19 protein-coding genes are annotated in these 24,377 nt (G+C 65.1%); 9 read left to right on the top strand and 10 right to left on the bottom strand.

Features of this window, described 5'->3' with window-relative positions:
• Positions 1–5 precede the first annotated feature (5 nt).
• Positions 6–740, top strand: coding sequence for a hypothetical protein (locus BOO71_RS02280; RefSeq protein ID WP_075830362.1), 735 nt, complete (start codon positions 6–8; stop codon positions 738–740).
• Positions 741–1,303: 563 nt separating this feature from the next.
• Here the strand turns inward: BOO71_RS02280 and infB are convergent.
• From infB to BOO71_RS02255, 5 genes are all read right to left on the bottom strand, one after another.
• On the bottom strand, positions 1,304–3,145 hold the full coding sequence (gene infB, locus BOO71_RS02275) for a translation initiation factor IF-2 (RefSeq protein WP_075830361.1): 1,842 nt from the start codon (positions 3,143–3,145) through the stop codon (positions 1,304–1,306).
• Positions 3,138–3,458 (bottom strand): YlxR family protein, encoded by a 321-nt coding sequence (locus BOO71_RS02270; RefSeq protein ID WP_075830360.1) that lies wholly within the window; start codon positions 3,456–3,458, stop codon positions 3,138–3,140. Before BOO71_RS02270 ends, infB begins: the two co-directional genes overlap by 8 nt.
• A 3-nt stretch (positions 3,459–3,461) precedes the next feature.
• A complete protein-coding gene (gene nusA, locus BOO71_RS02265; protein WP_029480910.1) occupies positions 3,462–4,649 on the bottom strand; it encodes a transcription termination factor NusA in 1,188 nt (395 codons plus the stop codon).
• 63 nt (positions 4,650–4,712) lie between these two features.
• Positions 4,713–5,228, bottom strand: coding sequence for a ribosome maturation factor RimP (gene rimP / locus BOO71_RS02260; protein WP_083652878.1), 516 nt, complete (start codon positions 5,226–5,228; stop codon positions 4,713–4,715).
• A gap of 368 nt (positions 5,229–5,596) precedes the next feature.
• Positions 5,597–6,211, bottom strand: a complete 615-nt coding sequence (locus BOO71_RS02255) for a septum site-determining protein MinC (RefSeq protein ID WP_075830359.1) — start codon at positions 6,209–6,211, stop codon at positions 5,597–5,599.
• A gap of 120 nt (positions 6,212–6,331) precedes the next feature.
• On the opposite strand from BOO71_RS02255, the gene BOO71_RS02250 reads away from it, so the two are divergent.
• The 4 genes from BOO71_RS02250 to BOO71_RS02235 all read left to right on the top strand — a co-directional run bounded on the left by BOO71_RS02250 (position 6,332) and on the right by BOO71_RS02235 (position 10,113).
• Positions 6,332–7,114 carry an ABC transporter ATP-binding protein gene (locus BOO71_RS02250; RefSeq protein WP_075830358.1) on the top strand — a complete coding sequence of 261 codons (783 nt, stop codon included), beginning with the start codon at positions 6,332–6,334 and terminating at the stop codon, positions 7,112–7,114.
• Positions 7,111–8,691, top strand: coding sequence for a hypothetical protein (locus BOO71_RS02245; protein ID WP_075830357.1), 1,581 nt, complete (start codon positions 7,111–7,113; stop codon positions 8,689–8,691). The genes BOO71_RS02250 and BOO71_RS02245 overlap by 4 nt, the downstream gene beginning before the upstream one ends.
• 89 nt (positions 8,692–8,780) lie before the next feature.
• Positions 8,781–9,650: an HpcH/HpaI aldolase/citrate lyase family protein gene (locus BOO71_RS02240; RefSeq protein ID WP_075830356.1), complete on the top strand. Its 870-nt coding sequence runs from the start codon at positions 8,781–8,783 to the stop codon at positions 9,648–9,650.
• Positions 9,643–10,113, top strand: a complete 471-nt coding sequence (locus BOO71_RS02235; protein WP_075830355.1) for a MaoC family dehydratase — start codon at positions 9,643–9,645, stop codon at positions 10,111–10,113. Before BOO71_RS02240 ends, BOO71_RS02235 begins: the two co-directional genes overlap by 8 nt.
• Before the next feature lie 332 nt (positions 10,114–10,445).
• On the opposite strand, the gene BOO71_RS02230 is transcribed toward BOO71_RS02235, so the two are convergent.
• Positions 10,446–11,444, bottom strand: a complete 999-nt coding sequence (locus BOO71_RS02230; RefSeq protein ID WP_075830354.1) for an aldo/keto reductase — start codon at positions 11,442–11,444, stop codon at positions 10,446–10,448.
• 137 nt (positions 11,445–11,581) lie between these two features.
• Between BOO71_RS02230 and BOO71_RS02225 the strand changes: the two genes are divergently transcribed.
• Positions 11,582–12,994: an MDR family MFS transporter gene (locus BOO71_RS02225; RefSeq protein ID WP_254842992.1), complete on the top strand. Its 1,413-nt coding sequence runs from the start codon at positions 11,582–11,584 to the stop codon at positions 12,992–12,994.
• Between the two features lie 79 nt (positions 12,995–13,073).
• Here BOO71_RS02225 and BOO71_RS02220 read toward each other — a convergent pair whose 3' ends face one another.
• Positions 13,074–14,333: a S8 family peptidase gene (locus tag BOO71_RS02220; RefSeq protein WP_075830353.1), complete on the bottom strand. Its 1,260-nt coding sequence runs from the start codon at positions 14,331–14,333 to the stop codon at positions 13,074–13,076.
• Positions 14,334–14,511: 178 nt separating this feature from the next.
• Positions 14,512–16,293, bottom strand: a complete 1,782-nt coding sequence (locus BOO71_RS02215) for a diguanylate cyclase (RefSeq protein ID WP_083652872.1) — start codon at positions 16,291–16,293, stop codon at positions 14,512–14,514.
• A 594-nt stretch (positions 16,294–16,887) separates the two neighbouring features.
• Here BOO71_RS02215 and BOO71_RS02210 point away from each other — a divergent pair.
• A complete protein-coding gene (locus BOO71_RS02210; protein ID WP_083652870.1) occupies positions 16,888–18,090 on the top strand; it encodes an Ig-like domain-containing protein in 1,203 nt (400 codons plus the stop codon).
• A gap of 82 nt (positions 18,091–18,172) precedes the next feature.
• Here BOO71_RS02210 and abc-f read toward each other — a convergent pair whose 3' ends face one another.
• Positions 18,173–20,089, bottom strand: a complete 1,917-nt coding sequence (gene abc-f / locus BOO71_RS02205; protein WP_075830350.1) for a ribosomal protection-like ABC-F family protein — start codon at positions 20,087–20,089, stop codon at positions 18,173–18,175.
• Positions 20,090–20,148: 59 nt separating this feature from the next.
• On the opposite strand from abc-f, the gene BOO71_RS02200 reads away from it, so the two are divergent.
• Positions 20,149–21,822 (top strand): FecR family protein, encoded by a 1,674-nt coding sequence (locus BOO71_RS02200; protein ID WP_083652868.1) that lies wholly within the window; start codon positions 20,149–20,151, stop codon positions 21,820–21,822.
• Positions 21,806–23,305, top strand: a complete 1,500-nt coding sequence (locus tag BOO71_RS02195; RefSeq protein ID WP_075830348.1) for a CHASE2 domain-containing protein — start codon at positions 21,806–21,808, stop codon at positions 23,303–23,305. Before BOO71_RS02200 ends, BOO71_RS02195 begins: the two co-directional genes overlap by 17 nt.
• Here BOO71_RS02195 and BOO71_RS02190 read toward each other — a convergent pair.
• Positions 23,302–24,282: a GNAT family N-acetyltransferase gene (locus tag BOO71_RS02190; protein WP_254842991.1), complete on the bottom strand. Its 981-nt coding sequence runs from the start codon at positions 24,280–24,282 to the stop codon at positions 23,302–23,304. The genes BOO71_RS02195 and BOO71_RS02190 overlap by 4 nt on opposite strands.
• Between the last annotated feature and the right edge of the window lie 95 nt (positions 24,283–24,377).

Here is a 24,377-nt window from a genome sequence, read left to right as displayed (position 1 = left end):
TCCCCATGATCAAGACCAAGACTGTCCACACCGCCGCCCTCGCCCTGTTCGCCAGCCTGACCCTGGCCAGCACCACGCTTGCCAGCGCCGCCACACCGCAGCTTGAGCTGCGCCAGGACGCCAAGCTGGGCAGCATCCTGACTGGCGACAAGGGCATGACCGTGTACCTGTACACCAAAGACACGCCCGGCGTGACCAACTGCTACGAGCAGTGTGCCGTCGCCTGGCCTCCGCTGCTGGCCGACGCCCTGCCCAAGTTGCCCGCCGGGATGCCCGGTAAGGTCACGCTGGTCAAGCGCAAAGACGGCGCGCAGCAGGTGGCCTACAACGGCTGGCCGCTGTACTACTGGGTGCGCGATCAGAAGGCGGGCGACACCACCGGGCAGGACGTGGGCAAGGTCTGGTACGCGGTCAATCCTGGCCCTACCGTCGGCACGGCCAGGGGCGGCGAGCTGGGCGACTATCTGGTTGCGCCCAACGGTATGACCCTGTATCTGTTCACCAAGGACGAGAAGAGTGTCAGTACCTGTTATGACGGCTGCGCTACCGCCTGGCCGCCGCTGCTGACCGCTTACCTGCCCGCCGAGAAAGGCAGCAAATTAGGCACCACCGCCCGCAAGGACGGCGCGCTTCAGGTCACCTATGACGGTAAGCCGCTGTATTTCTGGGCCAAGGACAGCAAACCCGGCGACACCACCGGGCAGAACGTGGGCAAGGTCTGGTTCGTAGTCAAACCCTGAATTGGGATTGAACACAGCAGGGGCCGTTCCTGAACATGGGAGCGGCCCCTCTCGTGTGGGACGAAAGTGATTTGACCTTGCCGAGACGGGCTTTCAACCCCTCTCCTCCCTCGTGATGCTTGATGCGCTATAGAAATTCGTTGTCCAGGAAGAGGGCTTTTAGCTCCTTGGTAGGGAGGGGCGGGCGTAGCTCGTCCTCGTCCTGGACAGTAAAAACGGTTCTGGCAGCTATTTCCTGGGTTGCCGCATACATCATGCGGACTCCGATTAGAGGGTGTTGAAAACACCCGTAATCCGAGCGGGAGGAATAGCGTCCTCATGGGCGTCTGTTCATGACGAGAGCGAGCAGGAGAAAAACGGGTTCCGGGCGTGGAGTGGAGGGATCGGCGCTGTTCCGATTCCTGCCGCGTTACAAACGGAATCTGTATCCGGCGTTCGCGGCAGAGGAAGGAAGTTGCACAGCGCCGGAAGGGCAAGGGTGCCACCCAGCCACTTCCAACATCCAGAGAAGAAGGGCCGCTCCCCCAATCGGAAGCGGCCCCTTCTTTCCTGCTTGCTCAGGCTTACGCCACTTCCACTTCCACCATCTCGCTGGCCTCGATGATATCGCCGATTTCCGCGCCGTCCCAGTCCAGGTTGATGCCGCACTCGTAGCCGGTCTGGACCTCGCGCACATCGTCCTTGAGGCGCTTGAGGCCCACCAGCGTGCCCTCGTAGACGGTTTCCTTGCCGCGCGTGACCTTGGCCTTGGCGTTGCGCTTCAGGCTGCCGTCGGTGACATACGATCCGGCGATGTTGCCGAAACGTGGGTGCTTGATGACCATGCGGACCTCGGCGCGGCCCAGGTATTTCTCCTCGAATACGGGTTCCACGTTGCCCTTCATCAGGCGGTCCACTTCGTCGATCAATTCGTAGATGATGCGGAAGGACTTGATGTCCACACCCTTGTTATCAGCGATCTTGGTGACGCTGCCGGGCGCGGTGACGCTGAAGCACAGGATGGTGGCCTCGGCGGTGGAGGCCAGCAGCACGTCGCCCTCGGTGGGCGCGCCGATGCCCGAGAGCATCACGTTGATCTTGACGTCCTCGGACTCCTTGCGGGCCAGGATGCCCTGAATGGCCTCCACGCTGCCCTGGGTGTCGGCGCGCAGGATCAGGTTGACGGTGCGCACGGTGGTTAGCGGCCCCATCATGTCTTCCAGGGTCAGTTTACGCAGCACCTGGGCACCCTCGGCGTCGCGGCGGTCACTGGCGCGCGAGGCGATCAGGTCACGCGCGGCGTGTTCGTTCTTGGCGCTGCTGACCTTTTCACCGCTGGTGGGCACTTCGGAAAAGCCCAGAATCTGCACGGGGGTGGAGGGGCCAGCCTCCTTGATGCGCCCGCCCGCGCTGTCCATCATGGCCTTGATCTTGCCGTAGTTCTCGCCCACCACCAGGAAATCCCCGACGTGCAGCGTGCCTTCCTGAACCATCACGGTAGCCAGGACGCCGGACTGCTTGTCCACCTTGCCCTCGATGACCACGCCCGAGAATTGCCCATTGGGATCGGCGCGCAGGTCTTCCAGCTCGGCGTTCAGGCTGATGTATTCCAGCAGGTCTTCCACGCCCTCGCCGGTTCTGGCGCTGACGGGGACCACGATCAGGTCACCGCCGTACTCCTCGGGAACGAGGTTGAGCTGCGTCAGATCGGTCTTGACCTTGTCGGCGTTGGCCTGCGGCAGATCCATCTTGTTGATAGCGATGATCATCGGCACCTTGGCGGCCTGCGCGTGCGCGATGGCCTCGCGGGTCTGGGGCATCAGGCTGTCGTCGGCGGCGATCACGATGATGGCGATGTCGGCGACGTTGGCCCCGCGCGCCCGGATGGTGGTGAACGCCTCGTGGCCAGGGGTGTCGATAAACACGATCTTGCCCTTGGAGGTCTGCGCCTCGAAGGCCCCGACGTGCTGCGTGATGCCCCCGGCTTCCTTGGCCGCCACCTTGGTCTTGCGGATGTAGTCCAGCAGTGAGGTCTTGCCGTGATCGACGTGGCCCATGATGGTCACGACGGGGGCGCGGTGGGGAATCTCAGCCTTGGAGGCCGGTGCGACATCGTCGCGGGTCTGGACGGCGGTGGCCGAAGCCTGGGCCGCTTGAGGCGTTTCTTGCTGCTCTGGCGCGTCCTGAGACTGGGTTGCCTGAGACTGGGTTGCCTGAGATTCGGCGGGTGCGGCAGCCTGGGCTTCCCCGTCTGCGCTTCCTGTGCCTTCCTCGGCCACGATCTGCTTGATCAGTTCGACGGTGTCTTCCTCGATGGTGCTGCTGACGCTCTTGTACGAGACGCCCAGCCCGTCGAGGATTTCCAGCATCCTGGCGTTTTCCAGATTCAGCTCTTTGGCCAGCGTGTAAATTCGGACTTTAGACATGACTCACCTCCGGTGAGACCCGCGCGTCTGGCGCGGAATGGTTCTGATTTGGGTCTTTTTGGTGGTTTTGAAGTTGCTCCGCGATCTCGGCGGCCTGTGCGCGAAAGGCCCGTCGCAGCCGCTTTTCCTGCCAGCATTCGGGGGTGTCAGCGCAGACATACGCGCCCCGTCCGACTCTGTTCCCGGCCCGCACGTCCCACTTGCCGCCTACCCGCGTCACTCTCAAAAACTCGCTTTGAGGGCGTTTGCGGCGGCAGGCCGCGCAGGTGCGTTCCGGCACATGCTTGGCAGGTGTTGGCAGGGCGGCAGTCAAGGCTTACTGCTCCCCGATGTCCTCGGGCGTGGCGACGGCCACCGACTTGCTGTCCTTGAACAGCGCGTCGAAGGCGGACTGCGCCACGTCACCGTCGCGGCCCTCCTGCTCGTCCTGGAGCGCCTGCTGCATGGCGGCGTCCAGATCGCTGATGGCGGCGGTTTCGCGCAGGTCGATTTTGAAGCCGGTCAGCTTGGCTGCCAGCCGCACGTTCTGTCCGCCCTTGCCGATGGCCAGGGACAGTTGATCGGGTGTGACGGTCACGGTGGCTTCCTGGCGATCCGGCAGCACCTCGATCAATCCCACCTTCGCCGGGGACAGCGCGTTGCGGATGAAGTCGCGCAGATTGGCGTCCCACAGGATCACGTCCACGCGCTCGCGGCCCAGTTCGCCGGTCACGGCCTGGATGCGGTTGCCCCGGTGGCCGATGCACGCGCCGATGGGATCGACGTTGGAGTTGTGGCTAAAGACCGCCACCTTGCTGCGCTGCCCGGCCTCGCGCGAGATCGCCTTGATCTCCACGATGCCGTTGGCGACTTCGGGGATTTCCTGGCGCAACAGGTAGTCCAGCAGGCGTTCGTCGGCGCGGCTGGCCAGAATCGTCGGCCCCTTGGGGGTCTTGCGGACTTCCTTGAGGTAGATCTTGACGCGGTTGCCGGGGGTCAGCTTCTCGCCGGGAATCTGCTCGCGGGGGGGCAGGATCGCCTCGCCTGCGCCCAGTTCCACGAACCAGTTGCCCTTGTTGTCGCTGCGGACCACCTGCGCGGTCAGCACCTGGCCCTCGCGGTCCTTGTACTCGTTGAAGACCACGTTGCGCTCGGTCTCGCGCATCTTCTGCGTCAGCGTCTGCTTGGCGGCCTGGAGGGCAATCCGCGAGAACTTCTCGCGGTCCACCGGAAATTCCATCTCCATGCCCAGTTCCACGCCGGAATCCAGCTCCAGCGCGTCGGCCAGCGAGATCTGGAGGTGTTCGTCCTCGATGACCTCCACCACTTCACGCACCACCAGCACTTCCAGCTCGCCGCTGGCGGGGTCCAGATGGACCTCGATGCGCTTGTCGGGTTCCACGTTGCGGGTGTACGCCTGCGCCAGCGATTCCTCGAAAGCCTGGATCAGCGCCAGTTCGTTGATGTTGCGGGCCTGCGCCACTTCACGCAGCGCGTCGGCAAAATTGAATTCGGGTTCGCTCATCTCACTCTTCCTTTTTCGGTTGTCTGTGTTGTCTGTTGTCTGGGTTTTAGAGGCGGTCAGGCTTCAGCGGTGGCGGTCCGGGAACTCGGCCAGATTGGCGGTGAACGTTCCGGCTTTCAGCGTCACGTCGTCGCCGTTCACGTCGAAGGTCACGTCCTGGCCCTCCACCGCCTTGATCGGGGCGGTGAACGCCTGCCCGTCGCCGCGCACCCGCGCCTTGAGGCCCACCATGCGCTCGAAATGCCGGGCCGTCAGCAGCGGACGCTTGGCCCCCGGCGACTCGAATTCCAGGCGGTACTCGCCCGTGATCGGGTCCACGCGGTCAAACTCGGCCTCGGCGGCACGGCTGGCCCCCGTGATGTCGGCCATCGTGACGGGCTGCTCGTCCAGGCGGTCAATCCGCACCAGCACGATCAGTTCTCCGCCCGCGTTTTGAAGCTGAACTTCCAAGACCTCGAAGCCCAGCGCCCCCACCCCTGCCTGCGCGATGGCCTGAAGCCGGGCGATCTGCCCGTCGGTCTGCCCACTTGAATTGTTGGCCGTCTGGCCGTCTGAGTTGTCGTTTGCGTTGTTATTCATATTGTCGGGGCCTCCCATCCGGGCTGCCCACCTGACCACCCCCTCCACGAAAAAAGGTGGGCTTGCTGCACCCACCCCTCTATTCCGAGGAATTTCAAAAGCCAGTATAGCCGACGCGGCCATTTGGGCGGCGAAGGCGGTCACAAAGTCGGAGGTGGAAGGCTGGTTGTAGCCGATGTTCTGGAGACGCCGCCACGGTTTAACCCCTCAGTCAGCTTCGCTGCCAGCTCCCCTCAAAAGGGAGCCAGGGAGCGCGTCTGACGCAGCAATTCCACAACTCTTGCCTCCCTTCTAAGGGGAGGTGGCGCGTAGCGCCGGAGGGGTTAAACCGCAAGCAGACTCCCTCGAAAACCCACATAACAATCCCTCTACTTCTGAACGTCAATCGCAATCACGCCGTTTTGCAACCGCGCCAGTTCCGCCACCGGCTGGCCATCCCGCTGGCGCATGTTGCTCAGGCTGCTGCCTTCCGGGGCGCGGGCCACGGCGTCGCCGATGCGGATCTGGGGGCTGGCAATCGGACGCGCCCACACGATGGCGTCGCTGTAGCCGCCCTGCCCGGCGTGGGCCAGGCCCCGTAGCGCGCCGATCACGATCACGTCGCCGCCCGCGATCACCTCGGCGCTGGGGTTCACATCGCCCAGCACGATCACGCTGCCCCGGTACTCGTTGCGCGACCCGGCCCGGATGGTGTGCGGCACGATCACTGTGCGGGCGCTGTCGATAGGGTGGGCTTCGGGCGCGGCCTGGGCAGGGGAGGCCACCGTCACGCGCGGCGCGCGGATGCGGCCCGGCTGGCCTCCGGCCTCGCGGATGGCGGTCAATGCCTGCTCAAGAGCGCCCGGATCGGCGTCGCCGTTGATCTCGATGGTCACACTGTTGCCGGAGAGGTTGGGCATGGTCAGCCCGCGTGACACGCTCTCGGCAGTGTCGCCCGGTTCCAGCAGCAGATTCAGACCGCCCAGCGTGCCGCGTAACTTCATGACCTCTAATCTAGCGTCACATTTCGCCCCAGGGTCCGCACAGGAGCAGCGCAGGGGTCCGCACAGGATCGGCGCAGCGTCCGGGGCAACCTCTCACCCGCCTTCCCCGTATAAGAGGGCATGTCCGCGCCCACGCCCACCACACCCGAGATCGCCGCGCTGGAACTGCGTGGACTTCACAAGTCGTTCGCGGGCCGGGCGGCAGTCTCCGGCCTGAGCCTGCGCGTGCAGCCCGGCGAGCTGTACGCCCTGCTGGGTCCGAACGGGGCAGGGAAGACCACCACCATCCGCATGATCGCGGGCCTGACGAAGCCTGACAGCGGCGAGGCATTTATCTACGGTCACAGCGTGCAGCACGATGCTCAGGCGGCCAAGCAGGTGCTGGCGTATCTCCCCGACGATCCCCTGCTGTACGGCAAGCTGAGCGCCCCCGAATACCTGGAATTCGTGGCCGGACTGTGGGGCATGGACGCCGCGCAGGCCGCCCCGGAGGCTGAACGCCTGCTGAAATGGCTGAACCTGTGGGACCACCGCCAGGAGCGGGTGGAGGGCTTCTCGCGCGGCATGAAGCAGAAACTGGCGATGGCCGGGGCGCTGATCCACCGCCCGCGCCTGCTGCTGCTGGATGAGCCGCTGACCGGGCTGGACGCGGCGGCCTCGCGGCAGGTCAAGGACGCGCTGCGCCAGTACGTGGATGACGGCGGCGCGGTGGTCCTGACCACCCACATTCTGGAAGTGGCCGAGCGCATGGCCGAACGAATTGGCATCATCGGCGGCGGAAAACTGATCGCGGAGGGCACGCCGGAGGAATTGCTGGCACGTACCGGAACGCAGACGCTGGAAGACGCGTTCCTATCGCTGACGGGCTTGGACGTGCCGCAGACCGAGGTTGAAGTGCTGTGAGAACCGAGACCGTCAAAGCGTCATCTCCTCGTGCCAGAGGCTCCAAACCCGGCAGTCTGCCGTGGCTGCTCAAAAAGCAACTGCTGTGGCAGTGGCAGGCGCTGACGGGCGGGCAGCGCATGGGGCTGTATACCGCGCTGGGTGTGCTGATTCTGGGGGTTGTGGGAGGTTATTTTGCGCTGCGTTCCGTGTTGGCGGACCTGCCGCTGAACGCCCCGTTGCCCGATGTGGCGCTGGGGCCGGTGCTGCTGGCCCAGGCATTCCTGCTGACGCTGATGCTCTCGGCGGCGGTGCGCGCGTCTCTGGTCACGCTGTTCACGCGCGGCGATCTGGACCTGCTGCTGCAATCGCCGTTGCCGCCGCGCGTGGTGCTGGCCTCGCGGGCGCTGGGGGTCTCTCTTTCGGCGGCCCTGCCCGCTGGCCTGCTGGTGGTGCCGCTGACCCTGGCCCTGCTGGTCCTGGGCGTGTGGCGCGGTGGAGTGGGATTGCCGCTGTGGTGGCTGTCGGCCTCATTGCTGGCATCCAGCGCGGGGCTGTGGCTCACGCTGGGACTGGTGCGCGTGCTGGGTGTGCGCCGCACCCGCACGGCGTCGGCGGTGCTGGGGGCGCTGTTCGGGGCGGGCATTTTTCTGGCAACGCAGTGGGCCAATTTCAGCGGGGGGCGGGGCCGGGGTCAGCAATCCAACGCTGTTTTTGAGGCACTGTCCTCTTTCGCACCGGGGCAGGGAGGCTGGCCGGGCCGGGAGGCGTGGCTGTGGCTGCCCGCCCGCGCCGCGTGGCTGGAGCCGTTGCCCGCACTGCTGCTGGTCCTGCTGTCTCTGGCCGTGTTCGCCGTCTCAGTGCTGGCCCTGACCCGTCAGTTCGTGAACGGCGCACAGGAAATCGCCGCGCCCGAAGGCCGGGTCAGGCATTCGCGCACTGCGTCAGGCAAGTTGCGGTTTGTCTCCGGTTCCCGCGCCACGCTGCTCAAGGAATGGCGGCTGATCGGGCGTGACCCGGAACTGCTGTCGCGCACGTTGCTGCAACTGGTGTATCTGCTGCCGCTGCTGTTCTCGGTCACGCGGGGCGGTGGATTGCGGGCGGCAGGCGGCACCGGGGTTATTTTGCTGACCGCTAGCCTGACCGCTGCCCTGGCCCACCTGACCCTGAACGCCGAGGACGCCCCGGACCTGCTGATCAGCGCCCCGCGCAGCCCGGCGGCCCTGCGGCGCGACAAGTGGCTGGCCGCCGTGATTCCTACCGTGCTGATCGGTCTGGTGGCGCTGACGGTGCTGGCCCTGCGTGGCGCACTGGGGACGTCCCACACGCTGTTCCTGCTGCCGCTGCTGCTGCTGGGAACGGGCGGCACGGCGCTGATGGTGCTGTGGCAACCCCTCCCGGTGCGCCGCGCCGACGCCTTCAAGCGCAGCCAGCGCGCCCCGCTCATCAATACGGTTCTGACATTGCTGTTTCAGGGCGGACTGTCTGCAACTGCGTTCGCGGCCAGCAGCGGCGCGGTGTGGGGGCTGGCGACGCTGGCGCTGGCCGTCATTGCGCTGGGCGTGGCTTATGCCATGCGGCGCAGTGACGTGCGGTGAGGCGGCATTTGCACACGCCCACGCCTCCCCGGCAGTTATCCTGATTCCATGCTTCTCAAACGTCTTTTCATCTCCATGAGACAGCCCTGATGTCCGCCCCCACCCTGCGCCCCCGCTCCATGCTGTTCGCCCCCGGCAACCGCGCGGACCTGATCGCCAAGCTGCCGCGCAGTTCGCCCGACGCGGTAGTCATTGATCTGGAGGACGCCATCCCCGGCAACCCCGAGGCCAAAGCTGCCGCCCGCCCCATCGCCCGCGACGCCGCCCGTGACCTGATCGCCGCCGCGCCGCATCTGGCCGTCTTCCTGCGCGTCAACGCCCCGCACTCGCCGTATTTTGCCGACGATCTGGCCGTCCTGACCCCGGAACTGGCCGGGGTGGTGATTCCAAAACTGGAGTCTGCTGCTGATGTTCGGCTCGTCGCTGAGGCGCTGAAGTCGCGCGGCCTCACCCTTCCTCTTCTGGCCGGGCTGGAAACCGGGGCGGGCGTCTGGAATGCGCTGGAAATTCTGAAAGAAGAGGCCGTCACGCTGGCCTACTTCGGTGCGGAGGATTACACGACAGACTTGGGCGGACGGCGCACGGCGGGCAATCTGGAAGTGCTGTACGCCCGTTCAAAGGTGGCGCTGGCGGCCCGGCTGGCCGGGGTTCCGGCGCTGGATATCGTGGTCACGGCGCTGAACGATGAGGCCGCCTTTCGCGCCGATTCCGAGCAGGGCCGCGCTCTGGGCTACGCGGGCAAACTGTGTATCCACCCCGCTCAGGTGGCGCTGGCCCACGACATTTTCGGAACCACTCCCGCCGAGGCAGCTCGTGCCCGTGCCCTGCTGGACGCCGCCCACTCGGCAGCCGAACGCGGTCACGGGGCCTTCAGCTTTGAGGGCCAGATGGTGGACGAACCCATGCTGACCGCCGCCCGCGCGGTACTGGCACAACTTCAGGAGGCCCAACATGAATGAAGACCTGAACCGCCCCCAGGGCCGGTACTTCGAGGAACTCACCCCCGGCACCGTCATCCGCCACCGCGTCACGCGCACGCTGACCGAGGCCGACAACGTGCTGTTTACCACGCTGACCATGAACCCGCAGCCGCTGCATCTGGACCACGAATACGCCGCGCAGACCGAGTTCGGGCAGCCACTGGTCAACAGCCTGCTGACCCTCAGTCTGCTGGTGGGCCTGAGTGTTCACGAGTTGACGCTGGGAACCCTGGTGGCCAATCTGGGCATGACCGATGTGGTGTTCCCCAAGCCCGTTTTTCACGGCGATACCATTCACGCCGAATCGGAAGTGCTGGAAGCGCGGCAGAGCAAATCCCGTCCGAATCAGGGTCTGGTTACCGTGGAACACCGCGCCATCAACCAGCGCGGTGAGGTGGTGGCGCAGTGCAAACGCACGATGCTGATGCAGAGGCGGGTGTAGAACAATTGAAATGGGTGTCGCCGCTATTCACAATTATCCTGTCTCCAAGTGTTGAAAGGGATCGAGAAAGAACTTGAGGTGAAATGCGATACTGCCCAAGAGACGGTGGTAATAGTGTCATTTACAAGAATGTATTTCTACCTACTGGCGAGATAGTTTATATCTGTGATGAGTGTGACTGTGTTTGGTTATCAGATGAATCTCTCGATGATTTATCATTCTATTTCATTCAAGATTACCTAAAAGATAGGGGTATCGAATTTAAGACCGCCGATGACTATAAGGTGCTGCGAAAAGTGTTGCCTGCCGATTAATTGTGAAGCGTCCTGGCCTTACTCTTCCGCCGGGTTGTACCAGTTCCTGTCCCAGCGGTGGGCGTACAGGCGGGCCACGTCATCGGCGGGCAGGCCCTGACCATCGGCAATGGCTACGTTGCGCTCCACATTTCGCACACTCCGCATCCCCACGATCACGGTGCTGACGGCGCGGTGGCTGAGAACATAACGGAGCGAATTCTCGGCCAGTTGCGAGCTGTTGATGCCCAGATCGCTCTCAATGGCCCTCAGACGCGGCTGTAACTCGGCCTTGCGGTTGCCGCCGAAGTAGCGGTTGCGCCAGTCGCCCTCGGGAAACTCGGTCCCGGCGGTGATATTGCCGGTCAGGCTTCCCTCGTCCAGCGCCACGCGCACGATCACGCCCACGCCGTTGGCGAGGCAGGCGTCCAGCAGGCGGTCCTGCGGCGACTGGTCAAAGACGTTGTAGATCACCTGTACGGTTTCCACCACGCCAGCCTCCACCGCTTTCACGGCGTTGTCGGGCTGGTGGTCATTGATGCTGACGCCGAAGTGCCCGATCTTGCCATCGCGCTTGAGTTGAGTCACCGCGTCCTGCCAGTCACCCTGGCCCAGCCATGAATCGTTCCAGACGTGGAATTGCTGCACGTCAATTCGGTCCATTCCCAGCCGTTCCAGACTGGCCTCGGTCATGGCGATGATGTGTTCGGCGGGAAACGCCTCTTCCGCTGGCACACTAGGCTGCGCGGGCCACTGCCCATTCTTTGGGCTGATCTTGGTGGCGACGATGGTGCCGGGATAATCGCGGGCGGCCTGTCCCACCAGCCGCTCGCTGTGGCCGTCGCCGTAGCCCATCGCTGTATCTATAAAGTTGCCGCCCAGGGCCAGATAACGGCGCAGTGCCTCCAGACTTTCGTCGTCCTGCGCGCCCTTCCACATGTCCGCGCCGATGCCCCAGGCCCCGTAGCCGATCTCGCTGACGCCCAGGCCGGTGGCCCCCAGATTTCGCATGTGGATGGTGGGTTGTGGTGTGGTCATGCGCCCCAGGGTAGACCCGGACCTGTAGAGATGAGGCTTGCATTGGGCATTTGACAAGACGGAATGCTGGAGGAAGAGGACTGTCCCGGTGCGCCTCCCCACCCTCTATGTGGGTGTGGGGGAGTAGCCTCCCCAACGTGACTCCGCCCACCACGACTGCCGCTGCCGCCTCACCGAATCAAGCTGCGCTGGATCAGGCGCGCAAACTGGCCACCGTGGGCCTGATTCTGGGCGTGTTTTTAAATGCACTGGAATCCAGCGTGGTGGCCAGCGCCATGCCCAGCGTGATCCAGGATCTGCACGGTCAGGCGCTGTATGCACTGCCCTTTGCCGCGTATCTGCTGACCAGCACGGTGTCCAGCCCGCTGTGGGGCAGAGGCTCGGACATTGTGGGCCGCAAGAAGCTGTACCTGACCGGCATGGTCATCTTTCTGCTGGGCAGCGTGCTGTGCGGCGCGGCGCAGAGCATGGGCTGGCTGATCGGCGCGCGGGCTTTGCAGGGGCTGGGTGCGGGGGCGCTGCTGTCCATCGCCCTGACCATCATCGGCGAGCTGTACACCCTGGAACAGCGCGGGCGGGTGCAGGCGCTGTTCAGTGGCGTGTGGGGCATCAGCGGTCTGGTGGGGCCGCTGCTGGGCGGCTGGCTCACCGAAACGTGGTCCTGGCGCTGGACCTTTTTTGTGTCGCTGCCGTTTGGGATCGCGGCCTTTTTCATGGTGTCGCGTTACCTGCGGCAATCCGGCGTGCGGCGCGAGGCCAGCCTGGACTGGGGCGGCGCGGCGCTGTTCACGGCGGGCAGCGGCCTGCTGATCTGGGGCCTGGAGCTGAAGCACTGGTGGGCGGCGGCGGCAGGTGTGGCGGTCCTGGCGGGGGCGCTGTGGGTGGAAAGCCGCCATCCCTCGCCGCTGCTGCCCATGTCGGCCCTGCGTGACCGTGTTCCGCGCGTGGCCTTCGCCGGAAACCTGCTGGCCGGGGCAGCGTACTTCGGCGTGATCGCCTACCTGCCGCTGTACGCGCAGGGCGTGACGGGCCGGGGCGCGACGGCGGCGGGAGCGATCCTGACCCCGGCGCTGGTGGGCTGGACCCTGGCGAGCATCCTGGCCGCGCAACTGATGCGCCGTATTCCGCTGGCGCGCATCTCGCAACTTGGCTTCGCAGTGCTGGTGGTGGTCTTCGCCGCACTGACCTTCACCGTTCACTCGCCGCTGTGGGTCACGTCTGCGCTGGGCTTCGTGGTGGGCAGCGGCATGGGCTTTTCCATGCTCACGCTGCTGCTCTCGGCGCAGGGTGCGGCGGCCAAGGGTGAGCTGGGCGCAGTCACCAGCGGCGTGCTGTTTGCCCGGCAGATGGGCGGCGCACTGGGCGTGACCGTCATGGCCCTGCTGATTGGCGAGGCGGCCATTGCTAACGGCGGCGCGGCGCTGGCCGAGGGGCTGCGCTCCGCCTACTTCCTGGCGCTGGGACTGGTGGCGGCGGCCTTCGTGTTCACGCTGACGCTGAAGATGAGTCCTGTCGTCGCGCAGGAAGAGACGCGTCCGGCTGCTCCGTAAGGCACATGGTCCAGGTTGCTGGAGAAAGAAAAACCCCCACCGCCGCGCATGAGGGTGAGGGTTGCTGGTCTTGCTGCTCTCAGAAGGCACTCTCGAGGAACGCCGCCAGATCCAGCCTTGTGCCCAGCTTGGATTGATAGGCGCTGGAATTCACGCTATCGATATCCTTGCCGTCCCTGTACAGCAGCATGTTGAGCATGTTCGGCTTGCCCTCTCCCAGCGCCAGCGCCAGCGCGCCCGTGACCATCGGTGCGGCAAAGGAGGTGCCGCTCCAGTACCCCGCGCCGTTGTCGGGCATGGCGGTATAAATGCGTTCGCCAGGGGCCGTCAGGTTCAGAGAGTAGCCGTAAGTAGAGAAGCTGGATTTCACGTCTCTGGCGTTCACGCTGCCCACACTGATCAGATAATCGCTGGGGACAAACTGGCTCGCGTTGCCCGCCGGATAGGTGATCTTCTCGTCGCCGCTGTTGCCACTGGAGGCCACCACCACGATCTTCCGTGAGGCCGCCAGCTTCAGCATGTCGTTCAGCGCCGGGGAGGGCGTATCTGACCCCAGCGACAGGTTAATGACCCGCGCGCCCTTCTTCATGGCCCAGTCCATCGCCTGCACCACTGTAGACACGTCGCCCGAACCGTCGGGCCTCAGCACCCGGATGGGCAGCACAGTGGCTTTCGGGGCAATCTGCAAGATCACGCTCGCCACGCCGGTCCCGTGCCCGTAGGCTGCGCCCTTGACTTCCTGCGGGGTGCTGTCGCCGTCCACAAAATCCTTCCATTCGGAAGCCGGGGCCAGGTTGCCCAGGAATGCCGGGTGATTCAGGTCGATGCCGGTGTCGATCACGGCCACCTTGATCCCCTGCCCCAGCCGGGGTGCCTGAAACCGCGCGCCCAGGAGATTGATCTGGTTCCAACTGACCTTGTTCTCGGACGCGGCTGTCAGGTTTCCGGTCAGCTTCGCCCAGCTTGCAGAGCCGCTACTGCCGGACCAGGCACCACGTCCACTGGACCAGACGCTGTTGCCCTGCACCTCCGGCGGGGCGAAACGGTTGGCGTTCGCCTCACCCTGTGGCCCACCCTGTGCGCTCAGGCCTAGGGGCTGTGACCGGGCGACCAGCGCGAAGCCTTCCTCGGGGTGCCAGGCCAGGATCTGGGTGCCAGGAGTTGCCACCTGATCCTGTGTAGCGTCGGCAGAGAGCGCGATCCGCAGAACTTGGGTGTTCCCGGCGGAAGAGGGCGCAGATGCGTCGGCGGGGGGCAGTGAGGGCGGGGATGTGGAGCAGCCTGCCAGCAGCAGGGTGAGTGCCGCGAGTGCGCTCCAGGGAAGGGGGGAACGGGTCATGAATGATGCCTCCGGGGAATAGGGGATGGGGGTCCGCCCTTACCACTCAGGAAGGGCACGGGCTTCAGGGGGCAGTGTGAAATTTGACCCACTGCCCCATGCTCACATGAATAACCTCACAAAGACTTGACCAATCGGATATTTAAGGTCGGGTGTCGGCGATAACTGGGAGGGGTTTTTATGACCGGACGACTACCCGGTTGCGGCCAGTCGCCTTGGCTTCATACAGCGCGTGATCGGCAGCCTGAAGAACGGCTGTCAAGTCCTCTCCACCCCGGCTGACTGCTGCGCCCAGGCTGATGGTCACGCACAGGCCGGAACGAATGGCCCCCCAGTTGTGGCGCTCGGTGGCCAGCCGCAGGCGCTCGCAGATGTGCGCCGTGGTTCCGGCGTCGGTGCCGACCATCAGAATCACGAATTCCTCACCGCCAAAACGGGCCAGCAGATCGCCCTGACGCAGGCGCACCTCGGCCCCCAGCACGCCAGCGATCTGGCGCAGCACCTCGTCGCCGATCAGGTGAGAATACTGATCGTTGACCTGCTTGAAATGATCTATGTCGCCGATCACCACCGTCATCTGCACGCCGGGTTGCAGGCGTGCCACGGCGCTGTCGAAGGCCCGCCGATTGGCCAGACCGGTCAGGGCGTCCTGATTGGCCTGTTGCTCGACCTGTTCCAGCAGGGCCGAGGTCCGGGCATGGGCGACGGTCAGTTCCTGGTGCGTGCGTGCCAGTTCGCTGTTCAGTTGTTGAAGTTCGGCGCTCAACTGCTCGGCGGCGGCGCGTTGCTGCTCGGCACGTTCCAGTTCAAACTGGATCTGCAAGCTCTGTACCCGCTGATCGGAGGCCGCGTTGAATAGCTCTTCTTTAAGCAGCAGGTGCTGTTCCAGGTGCAGGAACCCCTCGCGGAACTGCCCGGCCTGACGGTAGGCGTCGGCCAGAGCGAGATCGGCGGCGCAGCGTTCGGTCTGGGCCTGGCTCTGTTCGGCGGTTACGCGCGCCGCATGAATGGTGTCCAGCGCTTCCTGCGTCTGGCCCAGGCGCAACTGAAGGCCGCCCAGATGCCGCAGACTCTCGGCCTGACCGCGTAGATCGCCAATTTGCTGGCGTATCTGAAGGCCAAGACGGAAAAAGCGCTCAGCCTCCTCGAATCCGTGCTGATGCTGAGAAAGCCGACCCAGTTCGTCGTGAACTTCTGCCACAGCCGCCTGATCCTCCAGTTCCTCAAAAATCGCCAGCGCCTGCCGATTCAAATCCAGAGCGCGGTCCAGATGGTTGAGCTTGAAGCACGCGCGGGCGGCATTGTGAAGGGCCAGAGCGGAGGTATGGGTGATGGAAGATTCTGTCTCGGGCGCGACATTCAAACTGGCCTGGGCTGATTCCCATGCATCTTGGTATTGCGTGAGTTCGTAATAGACGACGCTCAGGTTATTAAGGGTCTCGCGCCCCACATCCTGTAAGCCATGACTCTGACCGAGCCGAAGAGCGCGCAGATGATAATCCAATGCAGCAGCATGGTTCCCCATACTGGTGTATACCAAGCCAACATTGTTCGTCGCTTCAGCTTCGCCCTGAACCAATCCAAGTGCCACGCTCAATTGCCGCACCTGTAAAAATGTCTGCAAGGCGGCCACCGGCTGGCCCAGCTCGCACTGCACCATGCCCAGAATGTTGGAGGTCGTGCGCTTCTGGAGTAGGTCGCCTGCTTCACTGAACGCATCGAGGGCCTGGATCAGTTCGGTCTGGGCATCGGCGAATTCACCCAGACGCAGGAGGCCGTACCCCAAACACAGCCGCGCCCTGGATTTCTCGGGGCTGGGCAGGGCATAGGTCAGTGCCAGCCGCGCGAGCCGCACGGTTTCACGCGGTTCGCTGCGGCGAATTTCCCACGCCTGATCCAGCATCTCTGTTATGGAAACAGAAACCAGTTCGGAAACAGGGGGGGCGGTAAAGTCAGTCATGGGTGAAGGAGTGAGACAGGTAACTTGTGGCGCAATTCCGATACCAGGGAAATCAGTCCGTCTTCAGACTAGAAGTATGGGGCTTACCTCAAGCTTACAGCCAGTCACTTATAGACCCCTTTAGAGCAGTCGCTGGCTCATCCCGAACGGGGTCTCACCCCAGATGTATTGACCCAAACGAGATTGGCGGCGAGACCAGACGGGGGCGCCACGCCTCTCATCTGGATTTTGGGGCCGTGGAGCCGGATTTCACGTTTCCGTAACGCCTGTCGCCTGAAGATGGACTCAAGCATTATTTCCGTTGAGCGGGCGCATCTGCGCGGTGTGGAATATACGCAGCGTAGAAAGAACCGTATCGAATGGGCAAATTGTCCTGAAGAGCGGGCGGGCGCACCTCTTGATATGATGCGGTTTCTGTCGCCCTCTTTTTACGCCGTGTGAGAGGGAACGGAGTCTCTGTACAGAACGGATTGCGGTAGATTTAGACGAGGTAAATTCCGTTCTATATGCGGCAAAAAAGTGCATGCTACGATACTTAACGCCATCCCTGACCCCTCGCCCTCTCAATACTTCTCTGCAAAGGTAAGGTACTTCATGTCAACACTTTCCATGTTCCGCCGTCCCGTATCCATCGCCCTGGCCCTGACCGCCTCAATTGCCATCGTGTCTTGCGGCGATACCAAGACCCCCACGGCTACCGTGACCAACGTCGCGATCACCGCTCCAGCCGGGTCCGCAGCCACCCTGACCGTCGGTGCCACCACCAAGGCTATCGCCAGTGTCGTGGGAACCAATACCCCGGCCCAGACTGTCAACTGGAGCAGCAGCGTTCCTGCGGTGGCGACCGTTGATGCCACTGGTCTGATCAAGGCGGTTACGCCCGGAACGACGGTTGTCAAGGCGACTTCCACCGTCGACACCAGCAAGAGCGCCCAGGTGACCATTACCGTCAATGCGGTCACCAGCACCACTCCCACCGTCACTGCCGTTGCCGTGACCCTGGCCCCGACCACTGTGGCTGTGGGCGGCACCTCTCAGGCCACCGCCAGCGTGACCGGCACCAACAGCCCGGCCCAGACTGTGACCTGGACCAGTAGCAATACGGCAGTGGCCACGGTCAGCGCGGCGGGTGTGGTCACCTCCCTGATACCCGGTACCGCTGATATTATCGGCACTTCAACGGTGGATAACACCAAGAAGGGGCAGGCGACGCTGACGGTCACTGCGGTTGTGACCAACCGTCCTACCGTCAAAATCAACTTTGCGCCCGCCACTTCTCCGGTGGTTGGTTATGACACCAACTCTGGCGCTGCCTACACCGCCGCTAGCATGACTGGTTGGATCACGGAAGCCAGCGCCGGAACGGCGACCCCTGTTCCTCTGGATATGACCGGCAATGTTCGCCCCAGCACCCCCATCGTGCTGGCCACGGCGGAGCCTGCCCAGTTGACCCAGATCAACATGCAGTGTGGAACGCCCACCACCGGCAACCCCTGCGCCAGCGGGACCACAGTCTCCGGCGCGTTCGAGTACAAGATGGCAGATGGCAAGTACAACGTGACCGTCAGCGTGGGCGACGCCAGTGCCAGCACCAACGCGGGGAACACCAACAGCTCGCACACCATCAATGTTGAGGGAACGAATATCTTCAGCAACAAGACGGTGACCTCCGCCGCTCCGTTCTTCAAGAACGCTACTCCTGTGGCGGTGACCGTGACCGGCGGCGTGATGACCATCGACGCCAAGGGCGGCATGAACACCAAGATCAACTACATCGAACTGGTTCCCGTCAACTAAATCTCAATCTGGTCCCGGCCAGAAGTTGACAAAAGAACGCCCCCCGCAATGGGGGGCGTTTTCTATTCCCTGTTCCAGAAATTTACCCTTCCTTCTCCTCGACCTCCGCGCCCTTCTCGCCCCACTCTTCCAGTTTGCGTTCCAGGGCCAGTTCCAGGTTGTGGGCGGCCTGACCCAGTTCGGTGAAATCGGCGTCGGGGGGGGCGCTGCTCAGGGCGATCTGGGCGGTGTCCAGCTCCGTTTCCAGGCGGGCAATGTCGGCTTCGATTGCTTCCACTTCGCGCTTGAGGTGCCACAGACCCTTACCCTTCGGGGCGGTGGGTTTTGGGGCCGCTTTCGCCTCGGCCTGCGCGGCCTCTTTCGCTTCCTCGGCCTCCAGTTCGACCAGACTGCGGTGCCTGGCGCGGTAGTCCTCCCAGCCGGGGTACTCGTAGAAATGGCCGTCCTCAATCAGCCAGATGCGGTCCGCCAGACCCTCGATAAAGGCGCGGTCATGGCTGACCATCAGCAGGGTGCCGCCGAAGTCCTCCAGGGCAATTTCGAGGGCCTCCACCATTTCCATGTCCAGGTGGTTGGTCGGCTCATCCATGACCAGCAGGTTGCGGTCCTCCTGCGCCAGCTTCAGCAGGGCCAGCCGCGCCCGCTCGCCGCCAGACAGGATGCGGGCGGGTTTGTCGTGCTGGTCATAGGGAAACATGAAGGTGCCCAGCAGATCGTGGGCCTGGGGGTCCTTCTGCACGTACTCGCGGGCCACGTCGTAGAGGGTCTGATCAGGGGAGACGCCGCGCAGGGCCTGATCGTAATAGCCCACGCCCACCCGCGCGCCGGTCAGCACCTTGCCGCGTGGGTCGTCGCTCTTTTCCAGGCCCAGCAACGTCCGCAGCAACGTGGTCTTGCCCGCCCCGTTGCGTCCGATGATGGCAATACGCTCGCCCCGGCGCACCTGCACATTGATGTCCTCAAACAGCTTGCGGAATTGCCCGTCCTCCACCGGAATGCGGCGGCTGAGGTGGCGGGCGTCCAGCACGATGTCGCCGCTGCCGGGGGCGTGGAAGGTGATGCGGGCGCTGCGTTCCTCGGGCGGCGGGGCAGAGGTGGCGCGGGCCTGCATGCGGTCCACGCGTTTTTGCATGGCCGCCGCGCGCCGGGCCAGCTTGCTCATGCCCAGGCCCCAGATCTTCATGCGGTCCGCGCTGCTCTGCAAGGATGAGATCTGGCGGGCGTCCTGCACGGCGCGGGCGGCCTGCTGTTCCAGCTCGGCGTCCAGTGCGGCCCGGAAGGTGCTGTAATTGCCTGGATAGGTCCGCAGGGTTCCGGCGCGCAGGTGGGCCGTTTCGTTGGTCACGCGGTCCAGAAAGGTGCGGTCATGGCTGATCACCAGCACTGCACCGGGGTAGCGGCCCAGGAAGTTTTCCAGCCACTCCACCATCACGATGTCCAGATGGTTGGTCGGCTCGTCCAGCAGCAGCACGTCGGGGTTTTCTACCAGCAGCGCGGCCAGACCCAGGCGGGTGCGCTCGCCGCCGCTGAGGCGCTCGGCCAGGGTGTCCTCGCGGCCCCGGAAGCCGAAGGCCAGTGTGACGGCGTCCTTGCGGCTGCGGCGCTCAAAGCCGCCGCGCCGCACGTAATGTTCCAGAATCTCCTCGTGGCGCAGCACGCTCTCAGGCGTTCCGGCGCTCATGGCCCGCGCAGCGGCGTCCAGCTCGGCCTCCAGGGCGTCCAGATCGTGGAAGGCGGCGTCCAGCACGCTGTCCACTGTCGTCCCGGCTTCAAACACCGGGTCCTGCTGCAAGGCGCGGACGCGCACGCCCGGCGCGCGGCGCACACTGCCCCCATCGGGGGGGAGCTGCCCGGTCAGCAGGCGCAGCAGGGTGGTTTTGCCTGCCCCGTTGCGGCCCACCAGACCGATGCGGTCGCCGCTCCTGACGGCAAAAGTGACCTCAGATAACACGGTGGCGGGACCGTAATCTTTGATGGCGTCCTGCACAGCAACAAGCACGCCCTTAAGTATACCTTGGGTTGCCCAGATGTCAGGTTTTTCTCGTAAACTGGTGGGTAATGATGTCGCGCGTCCTTTCCTCTCCCTCGCCTGCCCGTGAACTTCTGCTGCGGTCAATGGCGCTGTATGGCTGTCTGGGAGCGGGTGGACAGGCCGTGGCGCAGACCTCGCCCCTGTCTCCTGCGCCTGTCCAGGCCGTTCCCGGTCAGGCCGCTTCCGTCCCGCCGCCCGTCTTGCGGGCCGCGCAGGGGTGCGTGGAGATCCAGGGACCGGACGGCACCTGGCGTGCCCAGACCGCGCCCACCGAGATCACCACCCGTCTGCGCGTCGGTACGGGCCGGGCCGTGCTTCAGGAAGGGCGGGTGGGTCAGGTGGTCGTCGGCAGCGCTTCCGAGTTGCGGCGCTATCTGGGCGAGGCCGATCTGCTGTCCGGGCGGTTTTTCCTGCGGGGGCCGGTGGCCGTGCATGTGGCGGGCAACCATGTGGTGATGGACGGCGCGGGGCAACTGCGCGCCGATCTGAATGGCAACGAGAAGCGGGTGGCCGTGATCGCCGGGCGGCTGCGGATCGCCCTGAAGGGACGCAGCATCGAAGTGGGTGCGGGCCAGCAGATCGCGCTGGACAGCGGCAGGGTCAGCGCCTTTCGTGAGGCCGATCCGTGGTATGCCGCGCAATTCACGGGGCTGGGCGCGGCCAGCGTGGAGGCCACGCGCGGCCCCGTCAGCCTGCTTCAGCGGGGGGCGACGCGCGTGGCAGTCATCGGCGACGATCTGCAACCCGGCGCGGCGCTGAACACCGGGGCCGCCGCCTGGGCCGAGATCGGTTTTACGGGCGGCGGCTACCTGCGCCTGAACGAGCAGAGCGCCCTGAGTGTGGTCAGTATCGAGCGCACCAGTGCGGGGCGCGAGGTGCTGCTGAGACTGGACCGGGGCACCGCCTGGAATGTGGTGGAAAAGGGCCAGGGCGGCTACCGCATCGACACGCCAGTGGTCAGTACGGCGGTACGCGGAACCGTTTTCCGGGTGGATGCCAATGGACTGGTCAAGGTCTTTGACGGTCAGGTGGCGCTGCCGGGCCAGATGGCTGGAGGCCAGGAAGCTGGAACACAGGCCGTTTCACAGGGCCAGCAGCTCAGTCCTGGCGGGCAGCTCGTTCCGCTGCAACTCGACGCCGTGGACCGCTTCAACATCGCGCAGGACGCGGTGCGGGCGCAGGCGCTGACGCTCAGCCTGGACCTGCCGGGCCGCAGCTTGCAGGAACTGGCCCTCTTGGCCCGCAGCCTGCCCGACGCGCGGGTCACGCTGACGGTGGCTGGGCAGACCGTTCCCCTGAGCGGCGAGAACGGGCTGTTCCGGCTGGAGCGCCTCCAGGACTCGCTGCCGGAAGGCCAGTACACCGTGACCGTCCGTGCCCAGCGCTACGGCCAGACGCTGACGCGCACGAAGCCCATTACCGTGGACCGCACGCCGCCGCGCCTGAGTGGGCTGGCCGTGACGCGCGTGGGCCGCATCCTGACCCTGAGCGGCGTGGTCACGGATGCCGGAGACTCCCGCATTGGCCTGGGTGTCACGGTGGGCGGCCAGACCTACACCCGCATGGTGGATACCCGCAAACTGGATACCCAGGACGGCGGGCGTTTCGTCTGGTCCGTGCCGCTTCCCACCCCCGACGCCTCCGCCTCGCTGACCCTGCGGGACGGGGCGGATAACCAGAGTCATGCTCGGCTTCCCTGATTCCCTGACGGTCCGCCCCGGCACGGCCCGTCCGGTCCGGCGGCTGGCTGTGCCGCTGGCCGCGCTGCTGGCGGCGGCGCTGGCCTGGGCGGTGCCCGAGAACGGCCTGCTGTGGGACGCCCTGAACCGCGCCCTGCCCAGCCCCCCCGACGGGCGCGTGCTGGTGGTGGGCATCGACGACGCCACGCTGCGGGATTACGGGCGCATCGGAAGCTGGCCGCGCGAACTGTACGGTCAGGCCCTGAACACGCTGGATCAGGCGGGAGTCGCGGCCATCGGCGTGGACGTGCTGCTGGCCGATCCGGCGCGCAACGACGCTGCACTGGCCGCCGTGTTCAGCCGTCCCAACGTGGTGCTGGCCACTGCCCCCGGCGAACCCACCGCGCTGCGCCCCGACTGGCGCTCGCCCACCGGAATCAGCGCCCTGAACCTGAGTGACGACGGCATCGTGCGCTCCTTTCAGGCGGCCTACCCGGACCCGGCCTTGCCCGGCAACCTGGCCCCCAGCTTCGCGCGCCAACTGGCGGTGGCGGCGGGGCGCACCGTGCCGCTGGACGAACAGCCGCGTATCCTGCGCTACAGCGCCCCTGATCCCCAGCGCCTGCCCGTGATTCCCTTCCGTGACGTGGTCAACGGGTCTATTCGCTACGGCGACTTTCAGAACCGGGTGGTGCTGGTGGGTCTGACCGCCAGCGGCGTGGGCGGCCCGACGGTGCGGGACGTGAGCGGTCAGACCGTCCCCGGTGTGGAGTTACAGGCGCGGGCGGTCTCCAGTCTGCTCAGCGCGCCGTTTATCTCTCTGCCGCTGTGGACGGTCATGCTGGCCGGTGTGCTGGCCGCCATTGCCGCCGTGCTGGCGGGCGGGGTGTGGGGCTTTGCCATCGCGCTGCTGGCGCTGGCGCTGGCCGTGCCGTACTGGTTGCTCAATTCGCTGCTGCCGGGGGTCACGCTGTCGCTGTGTGCGGTGCTGGGCACCGGGCTGGTCATGCTGGAACGCTGGTGGATTCTGCGCCGTTCCGGCGTGCGCGATCCCCTGACCGGCTTCGGCAACCGCCTGGCCTTTACCCGCGCCGTGGAGAGCCGCTGGCAGGGCCGCCAGAGCCGTCCGCTGGGGCTGCTGCTGGTGGACCTCAGCGGCTTTCGCAAGGTCAATTCGGTGTACGGGTACGCCGCCGGGGATGAGCTGCTGCGCGAGCTGGCGGGCCGCATCATGCAGCACAAGCGCCGGGGCGACCTGATCTTCCGCTGGGGTCCCGACGAGTTCGCCGTGCTGCTGGACAACACCGCCTCTGCCGAACTGGCCGACCTGACCCGCCGGGTGCAACTCTCGCTGGACACCGTGGCGTACCGTGATCTGTCCCTTCAGGCGAGCGTCGGTGGGGCCAGCACCGGCCCGGACATCAACACCCCCAGCGACCTGATCGAGGCCGCCAGCCGCAGCCGCTACCGCATCAAGTACCAGCGCCAGCAGTGGCGGGTCTAGACTACTTTTCTCAGCGTCACCCGCGCACCCTCCTGCACAAAACCCAGCCGCTCATTGACCGCCAGCATGGGTGTATTGCTGCTGTGGTTGCCCGTCCGCGAATGCGTGAATCCCCGCTCCAGTGCGGCGTGGGCGGCGGCCAGCTTGAGGGCCAGGCCGCGCCCGCGCCACCCCGGCAGAACGCCGGTCAGGCCGTTGTGCAGCGTGCCGGGGCGCGTGGCGATGGGCAGGTACAGTTCGCTCAGGCCCACCCATTCGCCCGTCGGAGCCACGGCGATGAACACGCCCTCGGGCAGCATCTTCACACCCGCGCGGCGCTGCCAGACCTCAAAGGGCCACACGCTGACTGGCGTGGTGCTGGGGACGTCATTCAGCAGGGCCGCAACCAGCGTGTAGAGGCGGCGCTGCTGTGTCTCGTCAAATTTGCCCAGCTCCGAGAGCGGGCGAAGGGTGAGACCCGCCTCCGATACTCGCGTTCCCGTCCCCACAAAACGGTCAAAGTCCAGCGTCCGCAGGTCCAGGGTGCTGTGCCACATCCGGTCATGTTCGGCATAGCCACGCGCGAGCAGAAAGGGATGTTCCCACCAGATTTCGTGGACGTGAGAGACCAGGGTTTTTGCGCCCAGTTCGGCGGCGCTGTTCTGGGCCAGCTTCAATAATTCTTCCGCCAGTTTGCCGCCCGCCTCGTCCTGCCCGGTGCGAATTTTGATTTCCAGCCAGCCGGGATGCCCGTCCATGCGTGGCACGCCCATTTCCGCCAGCCCCACGATGTTCTCGCCATGCAGGGCCAGAAGCTGCCGATGGGGTTCGTCCGGTAGTCGCCCCGCCGCCAGCCGCTCCAAATCCTCTGCGGAAGTGGGGGCGTCGGGATGGGCGGCGCTCAGGAATTGGGCCAGACGGGCGAAGTCTGCGGCGCCGCCCTCCCGGAGTTGGAGGTCTGGGAAGCCGGGCAGTGGGGGAGAGGCTGTGCGTTCCATAGGTGAATAGAACACGGGAGCGTCCGCCGCGCATCGGCCAATCGGCGGAGGACGACAGCAGAAATCCCTCTCCAGCCAACAGAGAGGGACCGTCT

This window comes from Deinococcus marmoris (assembly GCF_001949125.1).
In the GTDB taxonomy this organism is placed as follows: domain Bacteria; phylum Deinococcota; class Deinococci; order Deinococcales; family Deinococcaceae; genus Deinococcus; species Deinococcus marmoris_A.
The sequence above is the reverse complement of the archived record's forward strand: the minus strand, read 5'-3'. Positions and strand labels throughout refer to the sequence as shown.